The organism is uncultured Roseobacter sp., assembly GCF_947499265.1.
Taxonomy (GTDB): domain Bacteria; phylum Pseudomonadota; class Alphaproteobacteria; order Rhodobacterales; family Rhodobacteraceae; genus Roseobacter.
The window spans coordinates 372,243-391,336 of sequence record NZ_CANMNK010000001.1 but is presented as its reverse complement, the minus strand read 5'-3'; the positions used below and the strand labels follow the sequence as shown (position 1 = coordinate 391,336).

The 19,094-nt window shown below is 59.0% G+C and carries 21 protein-coding genes; 12 read left to right on the top strand and 9 right to left on the bottom strand.

The features are described 5' to 3' along the window. Positions 1-30 precede the first annotated feature (30 nt). Both Q1A63_RS01935 and regB read right to left on the bottom strand, forming a co-directional pair. On the bottom strand, positions 31-1,581 hold the full coding sequence (locus tag Q1A63_RS01935; protein ID WP_298968790.1) for a PAS-domain containing protein: 1,551 nt from the start codon (positions 1,579-1,581) through the stop codon (positions 31-33). A gap of 81 nt (positions 1,582-1,662) precedes the next feature. Beyond that, positions 1,663-3,051 carry a sensor histidine kinase RegB gene (regB, locus tag Q1A63_RS01930; RefSeq protein ID WP_298968789.1) on the bottom strand — a complete coding sequence of 463 codons (1,389 nt, stop codon included), beginning with the start codon at positions 3,049-3,051 and terminating at the stop codon, positions 1,663-1,665. Positions 3,052-3,147: 96 nt separating this feature from the next. Between regB and Q1A63_RS01925 the strand changes: the two genes are divergently transcribed. Together Q1A63_RS01925 and Q1A63_RS01920 are read left to right on the top strand one after the other, a co-directional pair. Next, positions 3,148-3,765 (top strand): SCO family protein, encoded by a 618-nt coding sequence (locus Q1A63_RS01925; RefSeq protein WP_298968787.1) that lies wholly within the window; start codon positions 3,148-3,150, stop codon positions 3,763-3,765. A 91-nt stretch (positions 3,766-3,856) separates the two neighbouring features. Beyond that, positions 3,857-4,411 (top strand): ActR/PrrA/RegA family redox response regulator transcription factor, encoded by a 555-nt coding sequence (locus Q1A63_RS01920; protein WP_298968785.1) that lies wholly within the window; start codon positions 3,857-3,859, stop codon positions 4,409-4,411. 34 nt (positions 4,412-4,445) lie between these two features. On the opposite strand, the gene Q1A63_RS01915 is transcribed toward Q1A63_RS01920, so the two are convergent. After that, positions 4,446-4,931, bottom strand: a complete 486-nt coding sequence (locus Q1A63_RS01915) for a GNAT family N-acetyltransferase (RefSeq protein ID WP_299630479.1) — start codon at positions 4,929-4,931, stop codon at positions 4,446-4,448. Further along, positions 4,928-5,524 carry an HD family hydrolase gene (locus tag Q1A63_RS01910; protein ID WP_299630477.1) on the bottom strand — a complete coding sequence of 199 codons (597 nt, stop codon included), beginning with the start codon at positions 5,522-5,524 and terminating at the stop codon, positions 4,928-4,930. The genes Q1A63_RS01915 and Q1A63_RS01910 overlap by 4 nt, the downstream gene beginning before the upstream one ends. A gap of 208 nt (positions 5,525-5,732) precedes the next feature. Between Q1A63_RS01910 and Q1A63_RS01905 the strand changes: the two genes are divergently transcribed. The 4 genes from Q1A63_RS01905 to Q1A63_RS01890 all read left to right on the top strand — a co-directional run bounded on the left by Q1A63_RS01905 (position 5,733) and on the right by Q1A63_RS01890 (position 8,766). Beyond that, positions 5,733-6,047, top strand: coding sequence for a hypothetical protein (locus Q1A63_RS01905; protein ID WP_298968780.1), 315 nt, complete (start codon positions 5,733-5,735; stop codon positions 6,045-6,047). A 116-nt stretch (positions 6,048-6,163) separates the two neighbouring features. Then, positions 6,164-7,552 carry an adenosylhomocysteinase gene (gene ahcY, locus Q1A63_RS01900; RefSeq protein ID WP_298968778.1) on the top strand — a complete coding sequence of 463 codons (1,389 nt, stop codon included), beginning with the start codon at positions 6,164-6,166 and terminating at the stop codon, positions 7,550-7,552. A gap of 4 nt (positions 7,553-7,556) precedes the next feature. After that, positions 7,557-8,303, top strand: coding sequence for an extensin family protein (locus Q1A63_RS01895; protein WP_299630475.1), 747 nt, complete (start codon positions 7,557-7,559; stop codon positions 8,301-8,303). 121 nt (positions 8,304-8,424) lie between these two features. Next, a complete protein-coding gene (locus tag Q1A63_RS01890; RefSeq protein ID WP_298968775.1) occupies positions 8,425-8,766 on the top strand; it encodes a DUF2853 family protein in 342 nt (113 codons plus the stop codon). Positions 8,767-9,002: 236 nt separating this feature from the next. Here the strand turns inward: Q1A63_RS01890 and Q1A63_RS01885 are convergent, their stop codons facing one another. From Q1A63_RS01885 to tsaD, 5 genes are read right to left on the bottom strand one after another with little or no spacing between them, the layout of a single operon-like run. Continuing rightward, entirely contained in the window at positions 9,003-9,398 is a 396-nt protein-coding gene (locus Q1A63_RS01885) for a DUF1761 domain-containing protein (RefSeq protein ID WP_298968773.1), read from the bottom strand. Positions 9,399-9,449: 51 nt separating this feature from the next. Further along, positions 9,450-9,869, bottom strand: coding sequence for an EVE domain-containing protein (locus Q1A63_RS01880; RefSeq protein ID WP_298968771.1), 420 nt, complete (start codon positions 9,867-9,869; stop codon positions 9,450-9,452). Continuing rightward, positions 9,869-10,141, bottom strand: coding sequence for a YciI family protein (locus Q1A63_RS01875; protein WP_298968769.1), 273 nt, complete (start codon positions 10,139-10,141; stop codon positions 9,869-9,871). The genes Q1A63_RS01880 and Q1A63_RS01875 overlap by 1 nt, the downstream gene beginning before the upstream one ends. After that, positions 10,142-11,104 carry an NAD(P)H-dependent glycerol-3-phosphate dehydrogenase gene (locus Q1A63_RS01870; RefSeq protein ID WP_298968768.1) on the bottom strand — a complete coding sequence of 321 codons (963 nt, stop codon included), beginning with the start codon at positions 11,102-11,104 and terminating at the stop codon, positions 10,142-10,144. Further along, a complete protein-coding gene (tsaD, locus tag Q1A63_RS01865; RefSeq protein WP_298968767.1) occupies positions 11,101-12,198 on the bottom strand; it encodes a tRNA (adenosine(37)-N6)-threonylcarbamoyltransferase complex transferase subunit TsaD in 1,098 nt (365 codons plus the stop codon). Before tsaD ends, Q1A63_RS01870 begins: the two co-directional genes overlap by 4 nt. A gap of 75 nt (positions 12,199-12,273) precedes the next feature. Here tsaD and Q1A63_RS01860 point away from each other — a divergent pair, with 75 nt between their 5' ends. The 6 genes from Q1A63_RS01860 (at position 12,274) to Q1A63_RS01835 (ending at position 19,083) form a co-directional block, all read left to right on the top strand. Continuing rightward, positions 12,274-12,984 (top strand): uroporphyrinogen-III synthase, encoded by a 711-nt coding sequence (locus tag Q1A63_RS01860; protein WP_299630471.1) that lies wholly within the window; start codon positions 12,274-12,276, stop codon positions 12,982-12,984. 99 nt (positions 12,985-13,083) lie between these two features. Further along, positions 13,084-14,406, top strand: a complete 1,323-nt coding sequence (locus tag Q1A63_RS01855) for a mitofilin family membrane protein (protein ID WP_298968763.1) — start codon at positions 13,084-13,086, stop codon at positions 14,404-14,406. A 13-nt stretch (positions 14,407-14,419) separates the two neighbouring features. Beyond that, complete coding sequence (locus Q1A63_RS01850; protein WP_298968761.1) at positions 14,420-15,913, top strand: heme biosynthesis HemY N-terminal domain-containing protein; 1,494 nt, start codon at positions 14,420-14,422, stop codon at positions 15,911-15,913. A gap of 65 nt (positions 15,914-15,978) precedes the next feature. Further along, positions 15,979-18,228 carry a heavy metal translocating P-type ATPase gene (locus Q1A63_RS01845; protein WP_298968759.1) on the top strand — a complete coding sequence of 750 codons (2,250 nt, stop codon included), beginning with the start codon at positions 15,979-15,981 and terminating at the stop codon, positions 18,226-18,228. After that, positions 18,225-18,614, top strand: a complete 390-nt coding sequence (cueR, locus tag Q1A63_RS01840; RefSeq protein WP_298968757.1) for a Cu(I)-responsive transcriptional regulator — start codon at positions 18,225-18,227, stop codon at positions 18,612-18,614. Before Q1A63_RS01845 ends, cueR begins: the two co-directional genes overlap by 4 nt. Before the next feature lie 46 nt (positions 18,615-18,660). Continuing rightward, complete coding sequence (locus Q1A63_RS01835; RefSeq protein ID WP_298968755.1) at positions 18,661-19,083, top strand: thioesterase family protein; 423 nt, start codon at positions 18,661-18,663, stop codon at positions 19,081-19,083. Positions 19,084-19,094: the final 11 nt, after the last annotated feature.

The window sequence follows — 19,094 nt, the reverse complement described above, 5'->3', positions numbered from 1 at the left end:
CGCAGGTCCGGCTGCAAGACATAACGCAGATCAGGAAGGGCGAGATACCTGTTTTGGCGCGGATGATTTTGCTGCTACATGCTCGGTTTTGACAAATCGGATGACGGTGGCCCCGGATGCAATCCGCGAGACGGTGCATGCCAGGGCTGCGCCATCGTCGAGCATCGCGGGCATATCCCATGACTTCCGATCCCCGATGTTGCGCACGAAATCGGTCAAAGCGGCCCAGCGCGCCCCGGGTTTGCATTGGCGTTTCCATTCCTGGACTGAATCCAGAATGGTGACATCGGCAAAGGAGTTGTCGGGATCAAGACCCCAAAGATCACGGTAGGCGGCATTGCAGAAGGTCAGAACGCCGGTTGAGGAAAAGACCACCAATGCCTCGTCGAAGGTATCCATCAAGGATTGTCCAAGCTCCAGTTCGGCCCGGAAATTCCTTGTTAGAGACACTTCTGCGCTGATGTCTTCGATCAGAAAGGCGATCGCGCCATCGGGATGTGGCCGTCCGCGGACGCGGTATGTCTGGCCGGTTTCAAGCGTCCAGGTTTCCTGATACCGACCATCCGTTGCGGCGGCGATAACCTCGGAAATCTCCTGTCGCCAGGAATGATAGTTCTTTGGCTCCGGCATGCGGCGGTTTTCACGCATCCTGTCAAAGAATGACAAAAGCGTCGGTCTGCCGCTCAGGAAATCAGCCGGCAGGTCAGTGAGATCTATCAGCGCGGGATTGAAGAGCGCCAACTGCCCATTTCGATCAAAAATGGCTAACCCGATGGACAGCTGCGCAAATGTTTTGGCGAGGGTTTGAACAAAGTTGCGCTGGGCCACCTCAGATTTAACGACTGCGTTCACATCAACCGCATGGAAAATGGTGATATCGCCGACGGTGATCGCATTCAGATCGTACCAATCCGTCTTTCCATCGATAGAGGATTGTGTCGAAACACGTTGCCTGCCGGTTTTTTCGTTTTGTGTATCGGTGACTTCGAATACCGGCTTGGTCGCCTGTGGCGCGGTGTTGTGCAGCCGATCATAAAGGTCTTCATAGGCGGCATTGTACCAGGTCACCCTGCCCTGCGCATCGACCTGCCAGACCGCATGCGGGGTGGTGTCGCTGGCGCGCCGTAAATCGGCAAGTTCGCGGTGCAGGGCGCGCAGCTTTTGCGATTGGGCCGCGTCGATCATCCGATCGTCACTCATGTGAACCTGCGTGTACTGACCCCTTTGGGTGAGTTTCAGGGTCGCAATATCTTCGGCGTGACGGGCCTGTATGGTGACAGATCCCGGCTGGTTCGCATGCGGCCGTTCGGGCAGCCCGGGAAAGCGGTTGAGCATTCTTTCGCGCCACGTCTGCCAATCATCCTGACCCGGCGCGACTTGATAGAGTTGCTGCGCGGTTTCTGATGCATGATGCAGGTCACCCTGATCAAACAGAAATGAAATCCCATCCGGTCTCATTTCTGTAGATCGCTGCTGGGAATGTCCCGCAAAGAATTGGGGCGCTCTGCTGATCCAGAGCATGGCCGCACCAGCGCTCAGACCAGCAGCGGCAACAATAGCAGCGATGTCCCAAAAAGGCATAAACCGCGCAATCCTGTTCTAGATGAAGACCAGTTTACTATTCGCTCAGCTTAGTTAATGCCGGGTTAATTTTTGCCTTATTTACGCAACGATAGGTTGGTTTTTGCCCAATCCTGAGGTCTCCTCATCGCTCGTGGCTTCAATACGGAGCCGGGGCCAGGTCACTTTGACAATTGCGCCAAAATCAGCGGCTTCTTCTTCTGACTGACCCATCGGATCGCGCCCGTTGGCGAACTGCAGCTCTGCACCGGACCGTTCCAGAAGCGTTTTAGCGATGAAAAGACCCAGGCCCATGCCTTCGTATTCGGGGCGTACCCCGGTGCTGCCCGTTGGCGGTCTGCGGCGCATGAAGGGATCGCCAATGCGGCCCAGCAGATGTGGCGGAAAACCCCGCCCGTCGTCCATGATGCGCAGTGCAATGGTTTGCTCGTCCCACCCGGCCTCAACCCAAACCTCAAACTGCGCAAAATCCACTGCGTTTTGGATCAGGTTGCGCAACCCATGGATCACTTCGGGTTTTCTGAAAATGACCGGCTGCAACACAGGTTCCTGCAGGTGGTGGAAATGCACGGTCTTGCCGCGCGACATATGCGGCTCGGCGGCTTCTTCGACCACGGCCATCAACGGGGCGCGGTGCAGGTGAAGGTCGTTTTTCCCCGCCCGTCCCATATCTCGCAGAATGTCTCGGCATCGGTCAGCCTGCTCGCGGATCAGGGCGGCATCCTCGCGGAGCTCGGGGCGATCAGACAGCTCTTCGATCAACTCACCACTGGCCAGCTTGATGGTGGCGAGCGGCGTGCCCAATTCATGCGCGGCGGCCGCGACCACACCGCCCAGATCGGTCAATTTCTGCTCTCGCGCCAGAGCCATCTGTGTCGCGGCCAGCGCGTCGGACATGGAGTGAATTTCCGACGTCACCCGCACAGAATAGGCACTAATAAAGACAATTGCGATGATCAGGGCGACCCAGTTGCCAAAGACAAAGAGCTGCGGGAATTCCAGAATGAGCCCGGCATCGGTGCGCAGTGGTAAATAGACCTGCGACAGCACCGAGACCATGACGATGGCGGTGCTGCCGAGCAAAACGGTCGAACGCAGGGTCAGCACAGCGGCAGAAATTGTCACCGGACCCAGCATCAGGAGCGCAAAGGGGTTGTGCAATCCGCCGGTCAGGAACAACAGAAAGCTCAGCTGCAACAGGTCGAACATGACCATCAGCATGTTTTCAACTTCATTGAGTCGTTTGTTCTCGGGGAAGACAAAAATGGCGACGAGATTGGCAATCACCGAGGCCCCGATCACCATGTAGCACAGCCCGGTTTCAAGCTGCAGCCCGTACCAGTGCTGGGCCACGGTGATCGCGGTCAATTGCCCGCCGATGGCAAACCAGCGCAGCAAAATCATTGTCCGCAGGCGGATCCAATTCGCACGCGTTGCGCCGCTCAGGGGTCTGACGTTGGCATCCGTCATCTGGTTCACCGCTTGTTGAGTTGCATAGATGTCGCAGGACGGTACGACTGCGATTTGATAGGATTAACCTAACGCACTTTTGGAGAAGCGAAACCCATGCGCTATTTTGCCCTTATCGCTGTCATTGCCGTTCTTGGTGTCCTGGGAGGTTTTTGGTACGCCAGCCAGCCCTCTGAGGGCGATGATCAGTTTGCCCAGTGCCGCGCCAGTCAGATCGCCGGTGGCGCGGAATCCATCGGTGGCCCGTTCGAGTTGGTCAACAGTGAGGGTCAGACCGTGACCGACCAGGATGTCATCACAGAGCCCACCATCGTCTATTTCGGCTATACATTCTGCCCGGATGTCTGCCCGATTGACACCGCGCGCAATGCAGAAGCGGTCGATATGCTGGCGGAGAAAAACATGTCCGTGACCCCGGTGTTCATTTCCATCGACCCCAAACGCGACACGCCCGAGGTTGTTGGTGATTTCGCCGCCAACCTGCACGAACGGATGATTGGTCTGACCGGCTCACCCGATCAGGTCAAAGCGGCGAGTGACGCCTATCGCACCTATTACAAGGCGCATGATGGCGATGACGATTACTATCTCGTGGATCACTCCACCTTCAGCTACCTGGTTCTGCCGGAACACGGGTTTGTGGAGTTTTTCCGGCGCGAGACCTCCGCGCAGGAGATCGTGGATACCGTTTCATGTTTTGTTGAGAACGCCTGACGCGCCAACACGTCGCAGCATCGGATTTGACGACGCGCACCCACTGCCACATATAGATGGATTAAATAATGTGCGCAAAGAAAGGCTTCCGATGCAGGATGCAGCTGAATTGAACCTTGGTGAAGACACCAGCCTGTTGCTGGTTGATGATGACGAACCGTTTCTGCGGCGTCTGGCCAAGGCCATGGAGAAACGCGGGTTTTCAGTTGAAACAGCGGGCTCGGTCGCCGCGGGCAAAGCGATTGCAACCGCCCGCCCACCGGCATTTGCGGTTGTCGATCTGCGTCTTGAAGACGGCAATGGCCTCGACGTGGTCGAAGTGTTGCGGGAGAAGCGGCCAGATGTGCGTGTCGTCGTGCTGACGGGCTATGGTGCAATTGCAACGGCGGTTGCTGCGGTCAAGATTGGCGCCACCGACTATCTGTCGAAGCCTGCTGATGCTGCGGATATCGTGAACGCGCTGCTGGCACGGGGGGATGATCTGCCGCCGCCGCCGGAAAACCCGATGAGCGCGGATCGTGTACGTTGGGAACATATCCAGCGGGTCTTTGAGCTGTGTGACCGGAACGTCAGTGAAACGGCGCGGCGCCTGAACATGCACCGCAGAACCCTGCAGCGCATTCTGGCAAAACGCTCACCCCGGTAGCGGCGGCGAAACCCTGGTTTCAGGTCAGCGGCCTTCAAATATCGTATCGTTTGCTGACCTTATTCACGATCTGGCCACTTTCGAGTGTAACGTTTTCATCGAAATGCCAGTCCCGGAAACCGCGGCTCTGGTAGTAGGTCAGGCCACCTTCGTTGTCCGCTCGAATGGTGGCGTTGATCCAGATGTATCCCAGCGACTTTGCCGCCTGTGAGGTGGCCGTGAAAAGCGCCGATCCGATGCCAAGGCCGGTCTTTCCCATCTGAACGAAGGTCGCGACATCCACGGCTTCGGGCGGCAGGTCAGGATGCGGCGAAATCCACTGGAACCCGACAACTTCCTCCGCATCATCCAACGCGACATGCCAGGCGGATTGCTCTGGCGCGCTGGCCATCCATTGCTGCAGATCATCGCCTGTGACCGGGCGGGTCAGGGCGGTTGTGCCGCCCTTTTCAATGATCGCATTCAGCAATCTGGCCATGGATCCGGCGTCCAATGCCATCGCCTTGCGTACCCGGATCATCCCATTTCCTCCAAAAGCTTGTCGTGGCGTTGGGTAAAGGCGTTTCTGGTTTCCACCGGCGGACGCAGCACAATCGCCAGATCATCGATGATTGTCGTGTCGGGTTTGCCAAAGAACTTGCTGGCTTCGGTTTCGGAGAAACCGGCGATTTGCGTGGCCTCCATCCAGGCGCTGATCTTGTCGGCCTTCTTGATCTGTTTCTTGATCTGCACGGGCACAACGGCGGGCAATCCAAACCGGATGTGTACCGCCGCAGTCAGCCGATCATCCAACACGCCGTATCCGGGGCCCACGGCGGCTTTGACCGGCGAAATCATGTCGCCGATCACATATTCCGGCGCATCGTGCAACAGCGCCGCCAGCCGCCATTTAGCCGGTGTCTTGGGGGCGATCCGGCCAAAAAGCGTCTCTACTAAGAGGGAATGCTCGGCGACGGAATAGGCATAATCACCATGGGTCTGGCCATTCCAGCGGGCGACAAAGGCGAGCCCATGCGCAATATCCTCGATTTCAATATCCACCGGCGTTGGGTCCAAAAGGTCCAGCCGCCGACCGGAAAGCATGCGTTGCCAGGCGCGTTTAGGTGTTGCCATGATGTAACTGTCCGATGTTCATGCCACGATTTTGCCACATTTCAGAAGCATCATACTGTGCATCTGATCACTCGCTGCCACAACTTATTGACGCGCCGTGTTTTGTAAACAGGTGCCGTGATCACGATATGTTCCATGGGGGAAGGCCAGTCCTTTTCCAATGGCTTGCCTCCTCCCTCGTCAGAAGCGCATTGGAAAGGAGCTTGTCATGTTCAAGAAACTCATACTCACCTGCCTGACCATCGGCATAGCAGGCATACCGCCGCCCGCAGAAGCGGCGAATTGTGGTCCGCGGGATGCGGTGATCGAAAGTCTCAAGTCAAAATATGCGGAACATTTCACCGCCGGTGGCTTGCAGCAAACTCGGTCGGCTCAATCCGTCATGGAAATCTGGTCGTCACCGGACACCGGCACTTTCACGGTGCTCCTGACCAGCCCCAACGGGATCAGCTGTATCGTGGCGGCGGGCACGGATTTCTTCGAAGGCCCGGAGATATCGCCAGTCGAAGGCACGGCGAGCTAGCGTTACGCATTCATAAGCGTTTACGATGCTTTCACGCCGATGCACCCTGACGCATTGTCTCAGGCCCTAGGCAATGCTATCTGCGCTCCAAACCGAATGGATAGGATCGCATAACCATGGCCAAAGATTACGTCGTTAAAGATATTTCTCTTGCAGAATTTGGGCGCAAGGAACTTGATATTGCCGAAACCGAAATGCCGGGGCTTATGGCCCTGCGCGAAGAATACGGTGACAGCAAACCCCTTGCAGGTGCGCGGATTGTCGGTTCGTTGCACATGACCATCCAAACCGCCGTTTTGATCGAAACGCTGGTCGCTCTTGGCGCCGATGTGCGCTGGGCGTCATGCAATATTTTCTCCACGCAGGACCATGCGGCGGCTGCCATTGCGGCTGGCGGGACACCCGTTTTTGCGATCAAAGGCCAATCCCTCGAGGAGCATTGGGACTATCTGGACCAGTCGTTCATGTTCGAAGAAGGACCGAACATGATCCTCGATGATGGTGGCGACGCGACACTTTACGTGCTGCTTGGCGCCCGTGCCGAAGCTGGCGAAGAGATCATTCCCGTGCCAACCTCCGAGGAAGAGGCTGTTATCAAGGAACAGATCAAAAAGCGGATGGCGGCAAGCCCCGGCTGGTTCACCAAGATGCGCGATCAGATCAAGGGTGTCTCCGAGGAGACAACCACCGGTGTGCACCGTCTCTATGATCTGGTGAAACAGGGTCAACTGCCCTTCCCCGCGATCAACGTGAACGATTCCGTGACCAAGTCGAAGTTCGACAACAAATACGGCTGCAAGGAATCGCTGGTGGACGGTATCCGCCGTGCGACGGACACCATGATGGCGGGCAAGGTCGCCGTCGTGATGGGTTACGGCGATGTGGGCAAAGGGTCCGCCGCCAGCTTGCGTGGTGCCGGTGCTCGCGTGAAAGTGACCGAGGTCGACCCGATCTGCGCGCTGCAAGCCGCCATGGACGGGTTCGAGGTTGTGCTGCTCGAAGACGTGGTCGGGTCCGCCGACATCTTCATCACCACGACCGGAAACAAGGACGTGATCCGCATCGAGCACATGCGCGAGATGAAGGATATGGCGATTGTTGGTAACATCGGCCACTTCGACAATGAAATTCAGGTCGCCGCGCTGAAAAACCACAAGTGGACCAGCATCAAGGAACAGGTCGATATGATCGAATTGCCAAATGGCAACCGTCTGATCCTGCTGTCGGAAGGTCGTTTGCTGAACCTTGGTAACGCCACCGGCCACCCATCTTTTGTGATGTCGGCCTCCTTCACCAATCAGGTGCTGGCGCAGATCGAGCTGTGGACCAAGGGCGATGAGTATAGGAACGACGTCTACATCCTGCCCAAGCATCTGGATGAAAAGGTGGCGCGCCTGCATTTGGACCGGATTGGTGTGAAACTGACCCAATTGGACAGTGATCAGGCCGCCTATATCGGTGTTGCCCCCGAAGGCCCGTTCAAGCCGGAACACTACCGCTACTGAACGCGTGCCGGATCAGCCGGAGATAGAAGCTAACAACAAACGCCGCCCCACCTTTGGTCGGGCGGCGTTTGTCATCTTATGTGCCGCCCTGTTTGGGGCCTATCGTTTGGTGACGCTGCCGGATACGCCCCTGCCCGCCGCCTGGAACCCCATCGCGCCGCTCTCTGTCAGCGATCCGATCACGCAATTGACTCAGTGGAAATTAAGCCGCGCTTTGGCGACGCCTGAGCTATGCCTGCAGACGCTGATGACTGGTGCGGTGGCGCAACCCCTGCCCGATCTTGTGGAAAGCGCCCAATGCGGCATCGCCGATCAAGTCCTGATCTCTGGCGTATCGGGTGCTGATCTGGCGCCCTTGAATACGCGGTGCCAGACAGCCCTGCGCATGGCGATGTGGATGGAACACGGGGTTCATCCCGCCGCGGAACAGCACTTTGGGCAGCGCGTCGCCCGTGTGAACCACATCTCCAGCTATTCCTGCCGACCCATCCGTACACCCAGAGGACCAAGCGCGCGGATGAGCACGCATGCAAGGGCCGAAGCCGTGGACATTGCCGGGTTCGTCCTTGCGGACGGCACGCGGATTTCTTTGCTGGAAAGCTGGGGAGACGATGGTCCGGCGGGTGTCTTCCTTGCAGATGTGCGTAACGCGGCCTGTACCTGGTTTCGGCTGACACTTGGGCCGTCCTTTAACCGATTGCACGCCGATCATTTCCACCTGCAGCATCGCGGCAGTGGCCTGTGCCGCTGAGCAGTGCTTTGCAACGGGGAATGTGACAGGCAAAAACTCCTTTTGTGAATGGAAATATGTGATTAGTCTTGCGCGCAACGGTCGGACACCCCGGCCGATTTTGCCAAAGTGGGAGAAATTTATGGGCAAGCGGGACGATTTGATTGCGCAATACGCGGATGATCTGAAAAACAAATGCGGCATGACGCCGGATATGGATTTGCTGACCAAGGTTACGATCGGATGTGGTCCGGCGATCTATGATGCGGACGCGTCAACAGTTGCAGGCAGCCAGGCTGGTGAGATCGAAACGGTCAAAAACAACTTTCTGATCAAGAAGCTGGGCCTGTCCGATGGACCGGAGCTTTCCGCGGCGATTGACACGGTCATCGAGACCTATGGCAAGTCGGAGCGCAACAAATACCGCGCTGTTGTCTACTACATGCTGACAAAGCACTTTGGCAAAGAGGCCGTATACGGCTGAAAACAAAGAGAATGATTGGGAAGCGCCTCTTTTCTTAAAGAGGCGTTTCTTTTTTGGATGGCTTTTAAACTATTGATAAATTGAGTTTTTGAGCGATTGCGCGTACACCTATCTCATCCGGCCAGCATGGCCAGGACCAGTTTCAATCTCGTGCTGTGGGTGAAGTGCACGTGGGGTGAAGGAGGGTTCTGGCGCTATGCCAGGACCCTTCCTCTTTTTTGTACTACGATCTCGCGTCAGAACGCGGTCAGCACCAGCCCGATGAGGGTGCACCCAAAGGTGGCGTATCCGGCATCAATCAACAGCAGGCTTTTGGGGCGCGCGCCAAAGCCATAGAACGTCGCAATCCACGGGCTGACCAGGAAAATCCCGATACCGAAGCCCGACATCAAGCCCTTGCCCATCGTATCGATGCCGCTCAATTCAAAGACATGGCGCATCATCCCGGCCACAAGGATCGCGGACAAAAAACTGGTGATATAGGGAACCGGGTCGGACCTGTTTGCAGGTGCACCGGTCTCATCCAGCGGCACGCCTGATGCTGCCATCCATTTTTCTGCCAGGACGGTGTACCACACTGCGCCAAACACAAATACGGCCACTCCGGCGGCCGCCACGTTCACAAATTCCATTGAAACCTCCCTCGTTTCTGGCGGCAGATTGCCACCGGCAGGGGAGCGAGGCTAGTCCGAAACACCCGCCATTTCGCAAATGATCTGCCATTCCTCCGCACTGACCGGTTGCACCGACAGCCGCGAATTCCGGACCAGGACCATTTCGGAGAGCCTTTCATCCGCCTTGATGTCGTCCAGCGTGATCGGCGTTTTCACTGATTTCACCGCCTTGATGTCCACACATTCCCAGCGCTCATCCTCCGTGGTGCTGTCCGGATGCGCTTCGGCAATCACCTCGACAATTCCGACCACTGCGCGCTCTTTTTGCGAATGATAAAAAAACCCAAGATCGCCCACGGACATCTGGCGCATGAAATTGCGCGCCTGATAGTTGCGCACACCGTCCCATTCCTCGCCAATCTCCCCTTTGGCGACCTGATCGTCCCAACTCCAGGTCGACGGTTCCGATTTGAAAAGCCAATATACCATCACCCGATCACCCTGTTCCAGGCAATCAACTGCACCGATGCAAAGAGACCCGCCTTGCCATAGGGATCCTCGGCGGCCCAATCGTTGGCTGCATCCATGTCCGCGACGTCCAGAACGATCAGCGATCCGGCCATCTCACCCTGATCATCCAGCAACGGACCGGCCTGTTGCACAACCCCGCTGGATTTCAGGTAGGCCACATGGGCGGGGCGGTTTTCCTGCCGGATCGGCAGTGCCCCCGATTTGTCATGAGCGATCAAAGCGACAAGCATCTATTCTTCCTTCAGGCTGCGGGACAAAAGGCCTTCTATGGCGTCGGTGACATCCAAACGCTTTTCGACAAGACCCGCAACCGCCGAAGTGATTGGCATATCCAACCCTTCGTCCTGCGCCGCGCGCGCTGCGGCCCGCGCCGTGGCGGCGCCTTCGACGGTGGTTGAGGGATCAAAGCCCGTGCCTGCACCAATTGACACGCCCAGGCGATAGTTCCGTGATTGCTTCGACGTGCAGGTCAGGACCAGATCGCCAAACCCCGACAGGCCCGAAAGCGTCCGCGCCTGCGCGCCTTTGTGCAGTGCCAGGCGCTGCATTTCAGCAAAACCGCGGGTCAGGAGCGCGGCACGTGCGCTTTCTCCCAAACCGGCGCCCATGGCTGCCCCGCAGGCAATAGCGATCACATTCTTAAGCGCGCCACCCAGCGATGCGCCGATCGTATCCGTTGTTCGGTAGAGGCGCAGGGAGGGTGTAGAAAGCTGGTGCTGCAATGCCCGACCGGTGTTTTCATCGGCACAGGCAAGCGTCAGCCCCGTGGGCAGACCGGCGGCGATGTCATTGGCAAAACTTGGTCCGGTCAACAGCGCGCTGGTGGTCTCGGGCAGGTGCCCGGCCAGCACTTCCAACGGTCCCGCGCCGCTTTCAAGGTCCATTCCCTTGCAGCAGGCGACCAGCGTTTTGCGCTGCAGATACTCGGCATGTGCCGCGACAAAGGGGCGTAATTGTTGCATCGGCACCGCCAGGAGCACCACATCGGCATCGCAGGCCTCGGGCAGTGATGCGGTGATTGTCAGATCGTCTGGAAAGGGATGGTCCGGCAACCGTCGGGCATTTTCCCGACCTTTACGCATTTCACGCGCATGATCGTCATCGCGCGACCAGAGCGTGACAGGCGCGGCCTTGGACAGGCAAATGGCAAGTGCTGTGCCAAAAGCACCGGCGCCCAGGACGGAAATGCTCATGCTTTTGCGCCTTTCTTGCCGCTTCCCAACATCGCGGGGCTGGTTTGGTCCAGTGGCCATCGTGGGCGCGCGGAAAGCGTCAGATCATCTGCCGGGTGGACGCCCATTTGCTCGATGGCGGCAAAGGCGATCATCGCCGCGTTATCCGTGCATAGCGCGATGGGCGGGGCTACGAATTGCGCCCCAAACGCCTTTGAAACAGTTTCTAACTCTGATCGAATGGCCTTGTTTGCGGCAACACCACCGGCCACGCAAAGCGTTGGTTTGGACGGGTTGTTTTGAAGGTAAGTGCCCAATGCGCGGCGCGTTTTTTCTGAAAGAACGTCAACCACTGCGGCTTGAAAGCCAGCGCAGAGATCGGCACGGGCTTGCTCGGGCAATCCATCGTGTTCCTCAATGATACGGTCACGCGTGCGTAGAACAGCGGTTTTCAAACCCGAGAACGACAGGTCACATCCGGGACGATCCAACAGTGGGCGTGGCAGTGGGAAATTCAGCGGATCCCCCGAAAGTGCCGCATGTTCCACCGAAGGCCCGCCCGGTTGTGGCAAGCCCACCAACCGCGCGACCTTGTCAAAGGCTTCGCCCGGCGCGTCGTCGATTGTGCCCCCCAAGCGCTGAAACGCATCCGGGCCGTGGGCAATCAGAAACTGGCAGTGTCCGCCGGAAACAAGCAGCATCAGATAGGGGTAGCTGACATCATCCGTCATGCGCGGCGTCAACGCGTGGCCTGCCAGATGATTGACCCCGTAGAGCGGTGCCCCGATCGCAGCGGAAAGCCCCTTGGCGCACATCACGCCGGAAACGACGCCACCGATCAGACCCGGACCAGACGTGACCGCAATCGCGTCCACGTCATGCAACGACGTATTCGCCTGTGTTAGAGCCTCTTCGACACAAATATCCAGCATCTCCGCATGCGCGCGCGCGGCGATCTCCGGTACAACGCCACCGAAGTCCGCGTGCAGGCTGGATTGACCGTGAACAACCGACGACAGAATGGTGGTCTCGCCGGTATCATCGCGGCGCAGAACGGCCGCTGCGGTATCGTCGCAGCTGCTTTCCAGGCCGAGAACTGTCAGAGAGTGTGCCAAGGCGTGACCCCGTTGCATGCGTCTTTGACCGCAGGTAACACCGTAATTGGTCGCAAACAATGCTGAGGGTCATTCATGGGTGCCACCCGCATACCGGTTATCATGACGCGGCCCAGCGGCTCAAACGAACGCTTCGTCGGTCAGATGCCGGACGTGCTGCAGTGCCGGTTGCAAGTGATCCACAGCCCCTTGATCGAAATCACCCGGTGCGACACCACCTTGGCGCTTGGTGACGGGGACGCGGTGATCTTTACCTCGTCCAATGGGGTGCGCTTTGCGCCGGACGGGCAGGGCAGGCGGGCCTATTGTCTGGGAGAGGCGACAACGCGCGCCGCGGCTGATGCCGGTTGGCAGAGCCTGTTCATGGGGGAGACCGCCCGGGACCTGACCAAAGCCTTGCTGGCGCAACCACCTGACGTGACGATCTGGCATCTGTCCGGCGTGCACGTGCGCGCCAACATTTGCGAAGATTTACGCCGCGCCGGGATCAATGCCCATCGTGTCGCGCTCTATGATCAGAGGAAAACGGGTCTGACCGATGCTGCATTGACGGTCCTGACGGCTGCAACGCCTGTCATTGTGCCCGTTTTTTCACCACGCACGGCGGAACAGTTCGCGGAAAACTGTCCGCAAAACGCGGCCCCCCATTTGATTGCCCTGAGCGCCGCCGTCGCAGATCCGCTTGCGGTTTTGCCCGCGGCGCATTTGGAAATCGCTGCTAAGCCCACCGCCAAGGCGATGATTCATGCTCTTGAAAAGCTGGTGTCGCGCATCAGCTTGGGTTGAGAGGCGAGGTATGCGCGAGTAAGGTTGATCGAGGGTGCCCGTGTGGCAGATTCGAAAAGGGTGGATGTTTTGGCAAAAGCAAAAAAACCGGAAAAAGCTGTGCCTGAAAATGAGGCTGACGAAATTGCAGCTTCTAAGACGCCGGAAACGCCCCCTGAAATCGCCGAAACACCGGTAGATGACGATGCACCGCTGGAAGGTACCATCTTTGACGAACCGGTGGATGCGCCGAGCGAAGAAATTCCCAAAAATGAAGAAATTCCCGAAAATAGGGATGTTTCCGATCCTCTCGACGAGACTGTGGAGCCTTCCGACGACCCGCTGACCGAAGAAATTGAAGCGGAACCTCTGGAAGAAGATATCGACGCGGTGGAGCCAACGCCCGAGGAAATCGCGGCGCGCGAAGAGGAACCCGTCGAAGAGGTTGTTGAAGAGCAACCAAAGCCCACGCCCCCACCCGTTGAGAAAACCGGCTCCATGTGGCCCGCGGTCTTTGGCGGTGTCATTGCGGCGTTGCTTGGCTTTATTGCTGGCCGCGGGGATCAGCTGGAGGCCTATTTACCGGGCGCCATGCAACGGCAATCTGTTGATCTGGCCCCGCTTGTGGAACAGACCTCGACGCTGGCAGAGGCCAATGTCGAGCTTATCGCGCGCGTCGAAGACCTCGAATCGGCGACCCCGGACACGGCGCTGCCGGATGCGGTAACTGAATTGCAAACCGCAGTATCCGATCTGGAGGGGCTGCAGACAAGCATCACAGAACTGACCGAACGCCTTGCCGCTCTTGAGGCGCGGCCTGCAGAAACCGTGGAGACGGTCATTCAACAACCTGCTGACAACAGCGAAGAGATTTCCGCCCTTCAGTCGGCGGTGGAGGCCCTGCAGGCGCAGATCAGCGAAGAGGAAGCAAGGGCGACTGCCGAGGCCGAACGCATCCTGGCACAAGCGGCGCTGACCCGTGTCGTGACAGCAGTCGAGAGCGGCGAAGCTTTTGAGCCGGCGCTGGGCGCGCTTGAAGAGGTGACCCCGGTGGAGGTCCCGGAGGCGTTGCGCGCGGCGGCGATTGAAGGCGTACCCAGCATGGCCATGCTGCGGGAAAACTTCCCCGATGCAGCGCGGGCTGGTCTGGCGGCGGCACGTGCCGAGGTGCCCGAGACCGAAGTGTCCGGTATCAGTGGGTTTTTGCGGCGTCAGTTGAGCGCCAGGTCGGTAACGCCGCGCGAAGGCAGCGACCCCGATGCGGTGCTCTCGCGCGCCGAGGCGGCGGTGAAAGCCGGGAGCCTTGATGAGGCTCTGGCCGAGCTTGACGCGCTGCCTGATGCGTCCAAAACAGCCATGCAAGACTGGTTGGAGGGTGCCAAAGCCCGCCAGACTGCACGTGAAGCCGCTCAGAATTTGGCGGATAGCCTGACGGTTAATTAAGAAAGACATTATTATGCTCTGGTCCCTTATTAAGATCATCCTGTTTGTCGCAGCCGTGGCTTTGCTTGCATTGGGGGCGGGGTATCTTCTGGAAAGCGAAGGTGGCGTTCAGGTCACCGTGATGGGCAGCGAATATACCTTTGGCCCGCTGCAATCGGTGCTGGCGGTTGTTGCCCTGGTGGTCACCGTTTGGGTGCTGCTGAAATTGCTGTCCCTGCTGATTGCGACATTGCGATTCCTGAACGGCGACGAAACCGCGCTGTCGCGTTATTTTGACCGCAACCGGGAGCGCAAAGGGTTTGATGCCCTGTCCGAAGGGCTGATGGCGCTGGCCAGCGGTGAGGGGCGGCTTGCGATGACCAAGGCCGCCAAGGCGGAGCGCTATCTGAACAAGCCCGAACTGACCAATCTGCTGACCGCGCAGGCCGCAGAACTGGCGGGGGACCGGCGCAAGGCGGAAGAGACCTACAAAAAGCTGGTCACAAATGACGCGACCCGCTTTGTCGGCGTGCGCGGGATCCTGAAACAAAAGCTGGCCGATGGTGATACCGAGACGGCGTTGAAGCTGGCGGAGCGGGCCTTTGCCATCAAGCCCAAGCATGAAGAAACCCAGGACGTGCTGTTGCGTCTGCAAGCGCAAAAAGAAGACTGGTCAGGGGCGCGGCAAACGTTGAGTGCGAAGCTCAAACACGGCAGCCTGCCCCGGGATGTGCACAAGCGTCGCGATGCGGTGCTGGCCTTGTCGGAAGCCAAGGACATCATTGACGGCGGCAGCACGATCGAGATGCAGGAAAAGGCGATTGAGGCCAACAAGCTCTCACCTGATCTGATCCCGGCGGCCGTGATGGCGGCGCAGAGCTACATCGAGAAGGGCAAGCCGCGGCTTGCGACACGTCTGTTGAAAAAGGCATGGGAGACCTCGCCACATCCGGATCTGGCGGCAGCTTTCGCAGCCATCGAGCCGGATGAGACACCACCGCAGCGGATCAAACGTTTCATCGCATTGACCAGAACCAATATGAATGATCCTGAAACGCGGATGCTGCTGGCCGAATTGCACATTGCGAATGAGGACTTCCCCGAAGCCCGCCGGGCGCTGGGTGATCTGGTGGAAACCGATCCGACGGCGCGGTCTGTCACCCTGATGGCAGCAATCGAACGCGGCGAAGGGGCTGCCGATACCATCGTGCGCGGCTGGCTGGCGCGGGCGGTGACCGTGTCGCGTGGTCCGCAATGGATTTGCGACAATTGCCAGCATATTCACGCGGAATGGGCGCCAATCTGCGAAAACTGTGAAAGCTTCGACACGCTGGCGTGGAAAAGACCGCCTGCCTCCGAAGTGGCGATGCCTGGGGGCGTGCAAATGCTGCCCTTGATTGTCGGGACTATTGAGGATGACACCGAGGTTGCCGCAGATGAAACGCCAACAGAAGACAGCATTGAAGATGCGGAACTTCTGCCCTCTGAAGAGGACACCGAGGTCAAGGAACCTGAAAAACAGGTTTAAGGCTTGACCCTCCAGTAACTGGAACCCCTATATCTGCCGCGTGACCCTGTTGCGAGGCCAGAGCCGTGCTCGATTCCCAAACCATCACCCTGTCGGTTGAGAAAATGTCCTGCGCCTCTTGCGTGGGCCGTGTCGATAAAGCGCTGGCGCAGGTGCCCGGTGTCCTGGACGTGTCGGTCAATCTGGCGACCGAAGAGGCCACAGTTGCGTTGGAGGCAGGCCAGGTCGATGCGGAAACCCTCGCCCGGGCGGCGACGGATGCCGGGTATCCCGCGCAGGTCGTGCAGGCGCGGGGCGGGCAGGACGAAAAGCGCGCGCAGGCGGCACAGGATCTTGGCCGCCAGACGATGATCGCCGGGCTGCTTGCCGCCCCGGTTGTCGTGCTGGAAATGGGCGGGCATATGATCCCGGGGTTTCACCATCTCATCATGCAGACCATTGGGGTGCAGACCAGCTGGTGGATCCAGGGCATCCTGACAACGCTGATCCTTGCAGGCCCGGGCCAACAATTCTACCGGAACGGTTTTCCCGCACTTCTGAAACGCACGCCTGATATGAACAGCCTTGTGGCGCTGGGTACCTCGGCGGCCTATCTGTTTTCGCTTTGCGTGCTGCTGGTGCCACAGGTTTTGCCAAGCACCGCGCAGGCGGTCTATTTCGAAGCGGCCGCCGTGATCGTGGTGTTTATCCTGCTGGGCAGATGGCTGGAAGCGCGGGCAAAGGGCCGCACCGGGGCCGCCATCAAGTCCCTGCTCCGCCTCAGACCGAAGACGGCGCATGTGATCCGGGCGGGCCGTACCGAAACCGTCGCCGTCGAAGACATTGTAAGCGGAGACACCGTGGTGCTGCGTCCGGGTGAAAGCGTGCCGGTGGATGGGACCATCACCGAAGGCAGCAGCCATGTGGATGAGAGCATGATCACCGGCGAGCCGCTGCCCGTTGCGAAATCCCCCGGCGATCCGGTCACCGGCGGTACGCTCAACGGACCCGGCAGCCTGACATTGCGCGCAACCCATGTGGGCGAGGATACGGTGCTGTCGGGCATCGTACGGATGGTGCAGGATGCGCAGGGGGCCAAGCTGCCGATACAGGCGCTTGTGGACCGGGTGACGCTCTGGTTTGTGCCCGCCGTCCTTGCGCTGGCGACGCTGACCGTCTTTGCGTGGTTGGCCTTTGGGCCCGCGCCGGTGGCCTCGCATGCGCTGGTCGCGGGGGTGGCGGTTCTGATCATCGCCTGCCCCTGTGCCATGGGGCTGGCCACGCCCACGTCGATCATGGTTGCCACCGGGCGTGCGGCAGAGCTGGGCGTGCTTTTCCGCAAGGGCGACGCACTGCAGGCGCTGGCGGACGTCGATCTGATTGCTTTTGATAAGACCGGCACTCTGACGCTGGGCAAGCCGAAACTCAGCGCGTTTCAGGTTGCGGATGGGTTCGAAGAACATCACGTGCTCGGCTTGATCGCCAGTGTTGAAGCCCGCGCAGAACACCCCATTGCACATGCGATCATTGAGGCCGCCGCAGAACGAGGCTGCGCCCTGCACCCGGCCACAGATGTCACCGCCGTTGGTGGAATGGGTGTCAAAGGCAACGTTGCGGGTCAGACGGTTGTGGTCGGAACGGCGCGGTTGATGCAGGAAAATCACGTCAATCTGGACGCCTTCGAGGCGCAATCACACGTCCTTGCGGGCACGGGCGCCACCGTGTTTTTCGCGGCGCTGAACGGCAAAGCGGCGGCCTTGATTGCTGTCGCGGATGAGATCAAGCCCAACGCCCGCGATACGATTGCCAGGCTCCAGGCGCAGGGTCTCGAAGTGGCCATGATCACCGGTGACCGGCCTGAGACCGCGGAGGCCGTTGGGCGTGTGCTTGGGATCACCACCATTACATCGGGCGTCCTGCCGGAGGGAAAAACCGCAGCGCTCAGCGATCTGCGCCAACACCATCCGAAGATCGCCTTTGTCGGTGATGGCATCAACGACGCCCCGGTGCTGGCCTCTGCCGATGTGGGCATCGCCATTGGGACGGGCACGGATATCGCGATTGGGGCGGCTGACGTCGTGTTGATGTCGGGTGATCTGGATGGGGTGGTAACGGCATTGACGGTATCGAAATCCACCATGCGCAACATCAAGCAAAATCTTTTCTGGGCATTCGGGTACAACACCGCGCTGATTCCGGTGGCCGCCGGGGCGCTTTATGCCAGCTACGGCATCTTGCTCTCCCCGGAACTGGCGGCGGGGGCGATGGCGCTCTCCAGCCTCTTTGTGCTCAGCAATGCATTGCGTCTGCGCGGGTTGAACAGGAGGACGGCATGAACATTTCCGATGTCGCGGAGCGTACCGGTCTGCCGGTCAAGACGATCCGCTATTATGAAGATATCGATCTGATTTCACCGGGACGCGGCGCCAACGGGTACCGTCAGTTTTCTCAGGCGGATCTGCACAAGCTTGCGTTTCTGGGGCGCGCACGATCCCTGGGGTTTGGCATCGAAGCCTGCCGCAGCCTTTTGCGTCTCTACAATGACCAAACCAGGGCCAGCGCCGACGTCAAAGCCCTGGCGCAGGAGCACCTGGCAGAGATTGACCAGAAGATCGCGGAACTAGGGCAGATGCGCGATACGCTCTCGCATCTGATTGCGGCCTGTGCCGGCAACGACCGACCGGATTGCCCGATCCTGGCCGATCTTGCATCCGACAGCTGACGGGGTGCGCCCTTGACGCGCCGGGCAGAAGCGTCAGGTTACGGCCATGAGCCAGATTTTCCGACATACGATCAAGGTCCTGTTCCAGCATTGCGATCCGGCAGGCATCGTCTTTTACCCGCGCTATTTCGAAATGGTGAACCAGACGGTCGAAGAATGGCACGAGGTTGGGTTGAAGCACTCCTTTTCACAGATGCATCTGGAAAAGGGCTACGGTGTGCCGACCGTCTCTATCGGCGCGGAATTTTCTGCCCCCAGCCATATGGGCGACGTTTTGGTCTGGACGCTGCATGTTGAAAAGCTCGGGCGGACCTCGGCGCATCTCCACATCAAGGCCATGTGCGGCGAGGAGTTGCGCATGACCGCAACCCCTGTTCTGGTCTCGGTCGATATGGCGACCGGGCGACCGGTCCCTTGGTCAGACGAAATTCGCGCGCGCATGCAGGGGTACCTCAAGGCCTCCGATTAATTTCAAATATG

Excerpts from the sequence above, each read along its gene's own strand:
- Q1A63_RS01935 (WP_298968790.1), bottom strand. The coding sequence starts at position 1,581 with ATGCCTTTTTGGGACATCGCTGCTATTGTTGCCGCTGCTGGTCTGAGC.
- regB (WP_298968789.1), bottom strand. The coding sequence starts at position 3,051 with ATGACGGATGCCAACGTCAGACCCCTGAGCGGCGCAACGCGTGCGAAT.
- Q1A63_RS01925 (WP_298968787.1), top strand. The coding sequence starts at position 3,148 with ATGCGCTATTTTGCCCTTATCGCTGTCATTGCCGTTCTTGGTGTCCTG.
- Q1A63_RS01920 (WP_298968785.1), top strand. The coding sequence starts at position 3,857 with ATGCAGGATGCAGCTGAATTGAACCTTGGTGAAGACACCAGCCTGTTG.
- Q1A63_RS01915 (WP_299630479.1), bottom strand. The coding sequence starts at position 4,931 with ATGATCCGGGTACGCAAGGCGATGGCATTGGACGCCGGATCCATGGCC.
- Q1A63_RS01910 (WP_299630477.1), bottom strand. The coding sequence starts at position 5,524 with ATGGCAACACCTAAACGCGCCTGGCAACGCATGCTTTCCGGTCGGCGG.
- Q1A63_RS01905 (WP_298968780.1), top strand. The coding sequence starts at position 5,733 with ATGTTCAAGAAACTCATACTCACCTGCCTGACCATCGGCATAGCAGGC.
- ahcY (WP_298968778.1), top strand. The coding sequence starts at position 6,164 with ATGGCCAAAGATTACGTCGTTAAAGATATTTCTCTTGCAGAATTTGGG.
- Q1A63_RS01890 (WP_298968775.1), top strand. The coding sequence starts at position 8,425 with ATGGGCAAGCGGGACGATTTGATTGCGCAATACGCGGATGATCTGAAA.
- Q1A63_RS01885 (WP_298968773.1), bottom strand. The coding sequence starts at position 9,398 with ATGGAATTTGTGAACGTGGCGGCCGCCGGAGTGGCCGTATTTGTGTTT.
- Q1A63_RS01880 (WP_298968771.1), bottom strand. The coding sequence starts at position 9,869 with ATGGTATATTGGCTTTTCAAATCGGAACCGTCGACCTGGAGTTGGGAC.
- Q1A63_RS01875 (WP_298968769.1), bottom strand. The coding sequence starts at position 10,141 with ATGCTTGTCGCTTTGATCGCTCATGACAAATCGGGGGCACTGCCGATC.
- Q1A63_RS01870 (WP_298968768.1), bottom strand. The coding sequence starts at position 11,104 with ATGAGCATTTCCGTCCTGGGCGCCGGTGCTTTTGGCACAGCACTTGCC.
- Q1A63_RS01860 (WP_299630471.1), top strand. The coding sequence starts at position 12,274 with ATGGGTGCCACCCGCATACCGGTTATCATGACGCGGCCCAGCGGCTCA.
- Q1A63_RS01850 (WP_298968761.1), top strand. The coding sequence starts at position 14,420 with ATGCTCTGGTCCCTTATTAAGATCATCCTGTTTGTCGCAGCCGTGGCT.
- cueR (WP_298968757.1), top strand. The coding sequence starts at position 18,225 with ATGAACATTTCCGATGTCGCGGAGCGTACCGGTCTGCCGGTCAAGACG.
- Q1A63_RS01835 (WP_298968755.1), top strand. The coding sequence starts at position 18,661 with ATGAGCCAGATTTTCCGACATACGATCAAGGTCCTGTTCCAGCATTGC.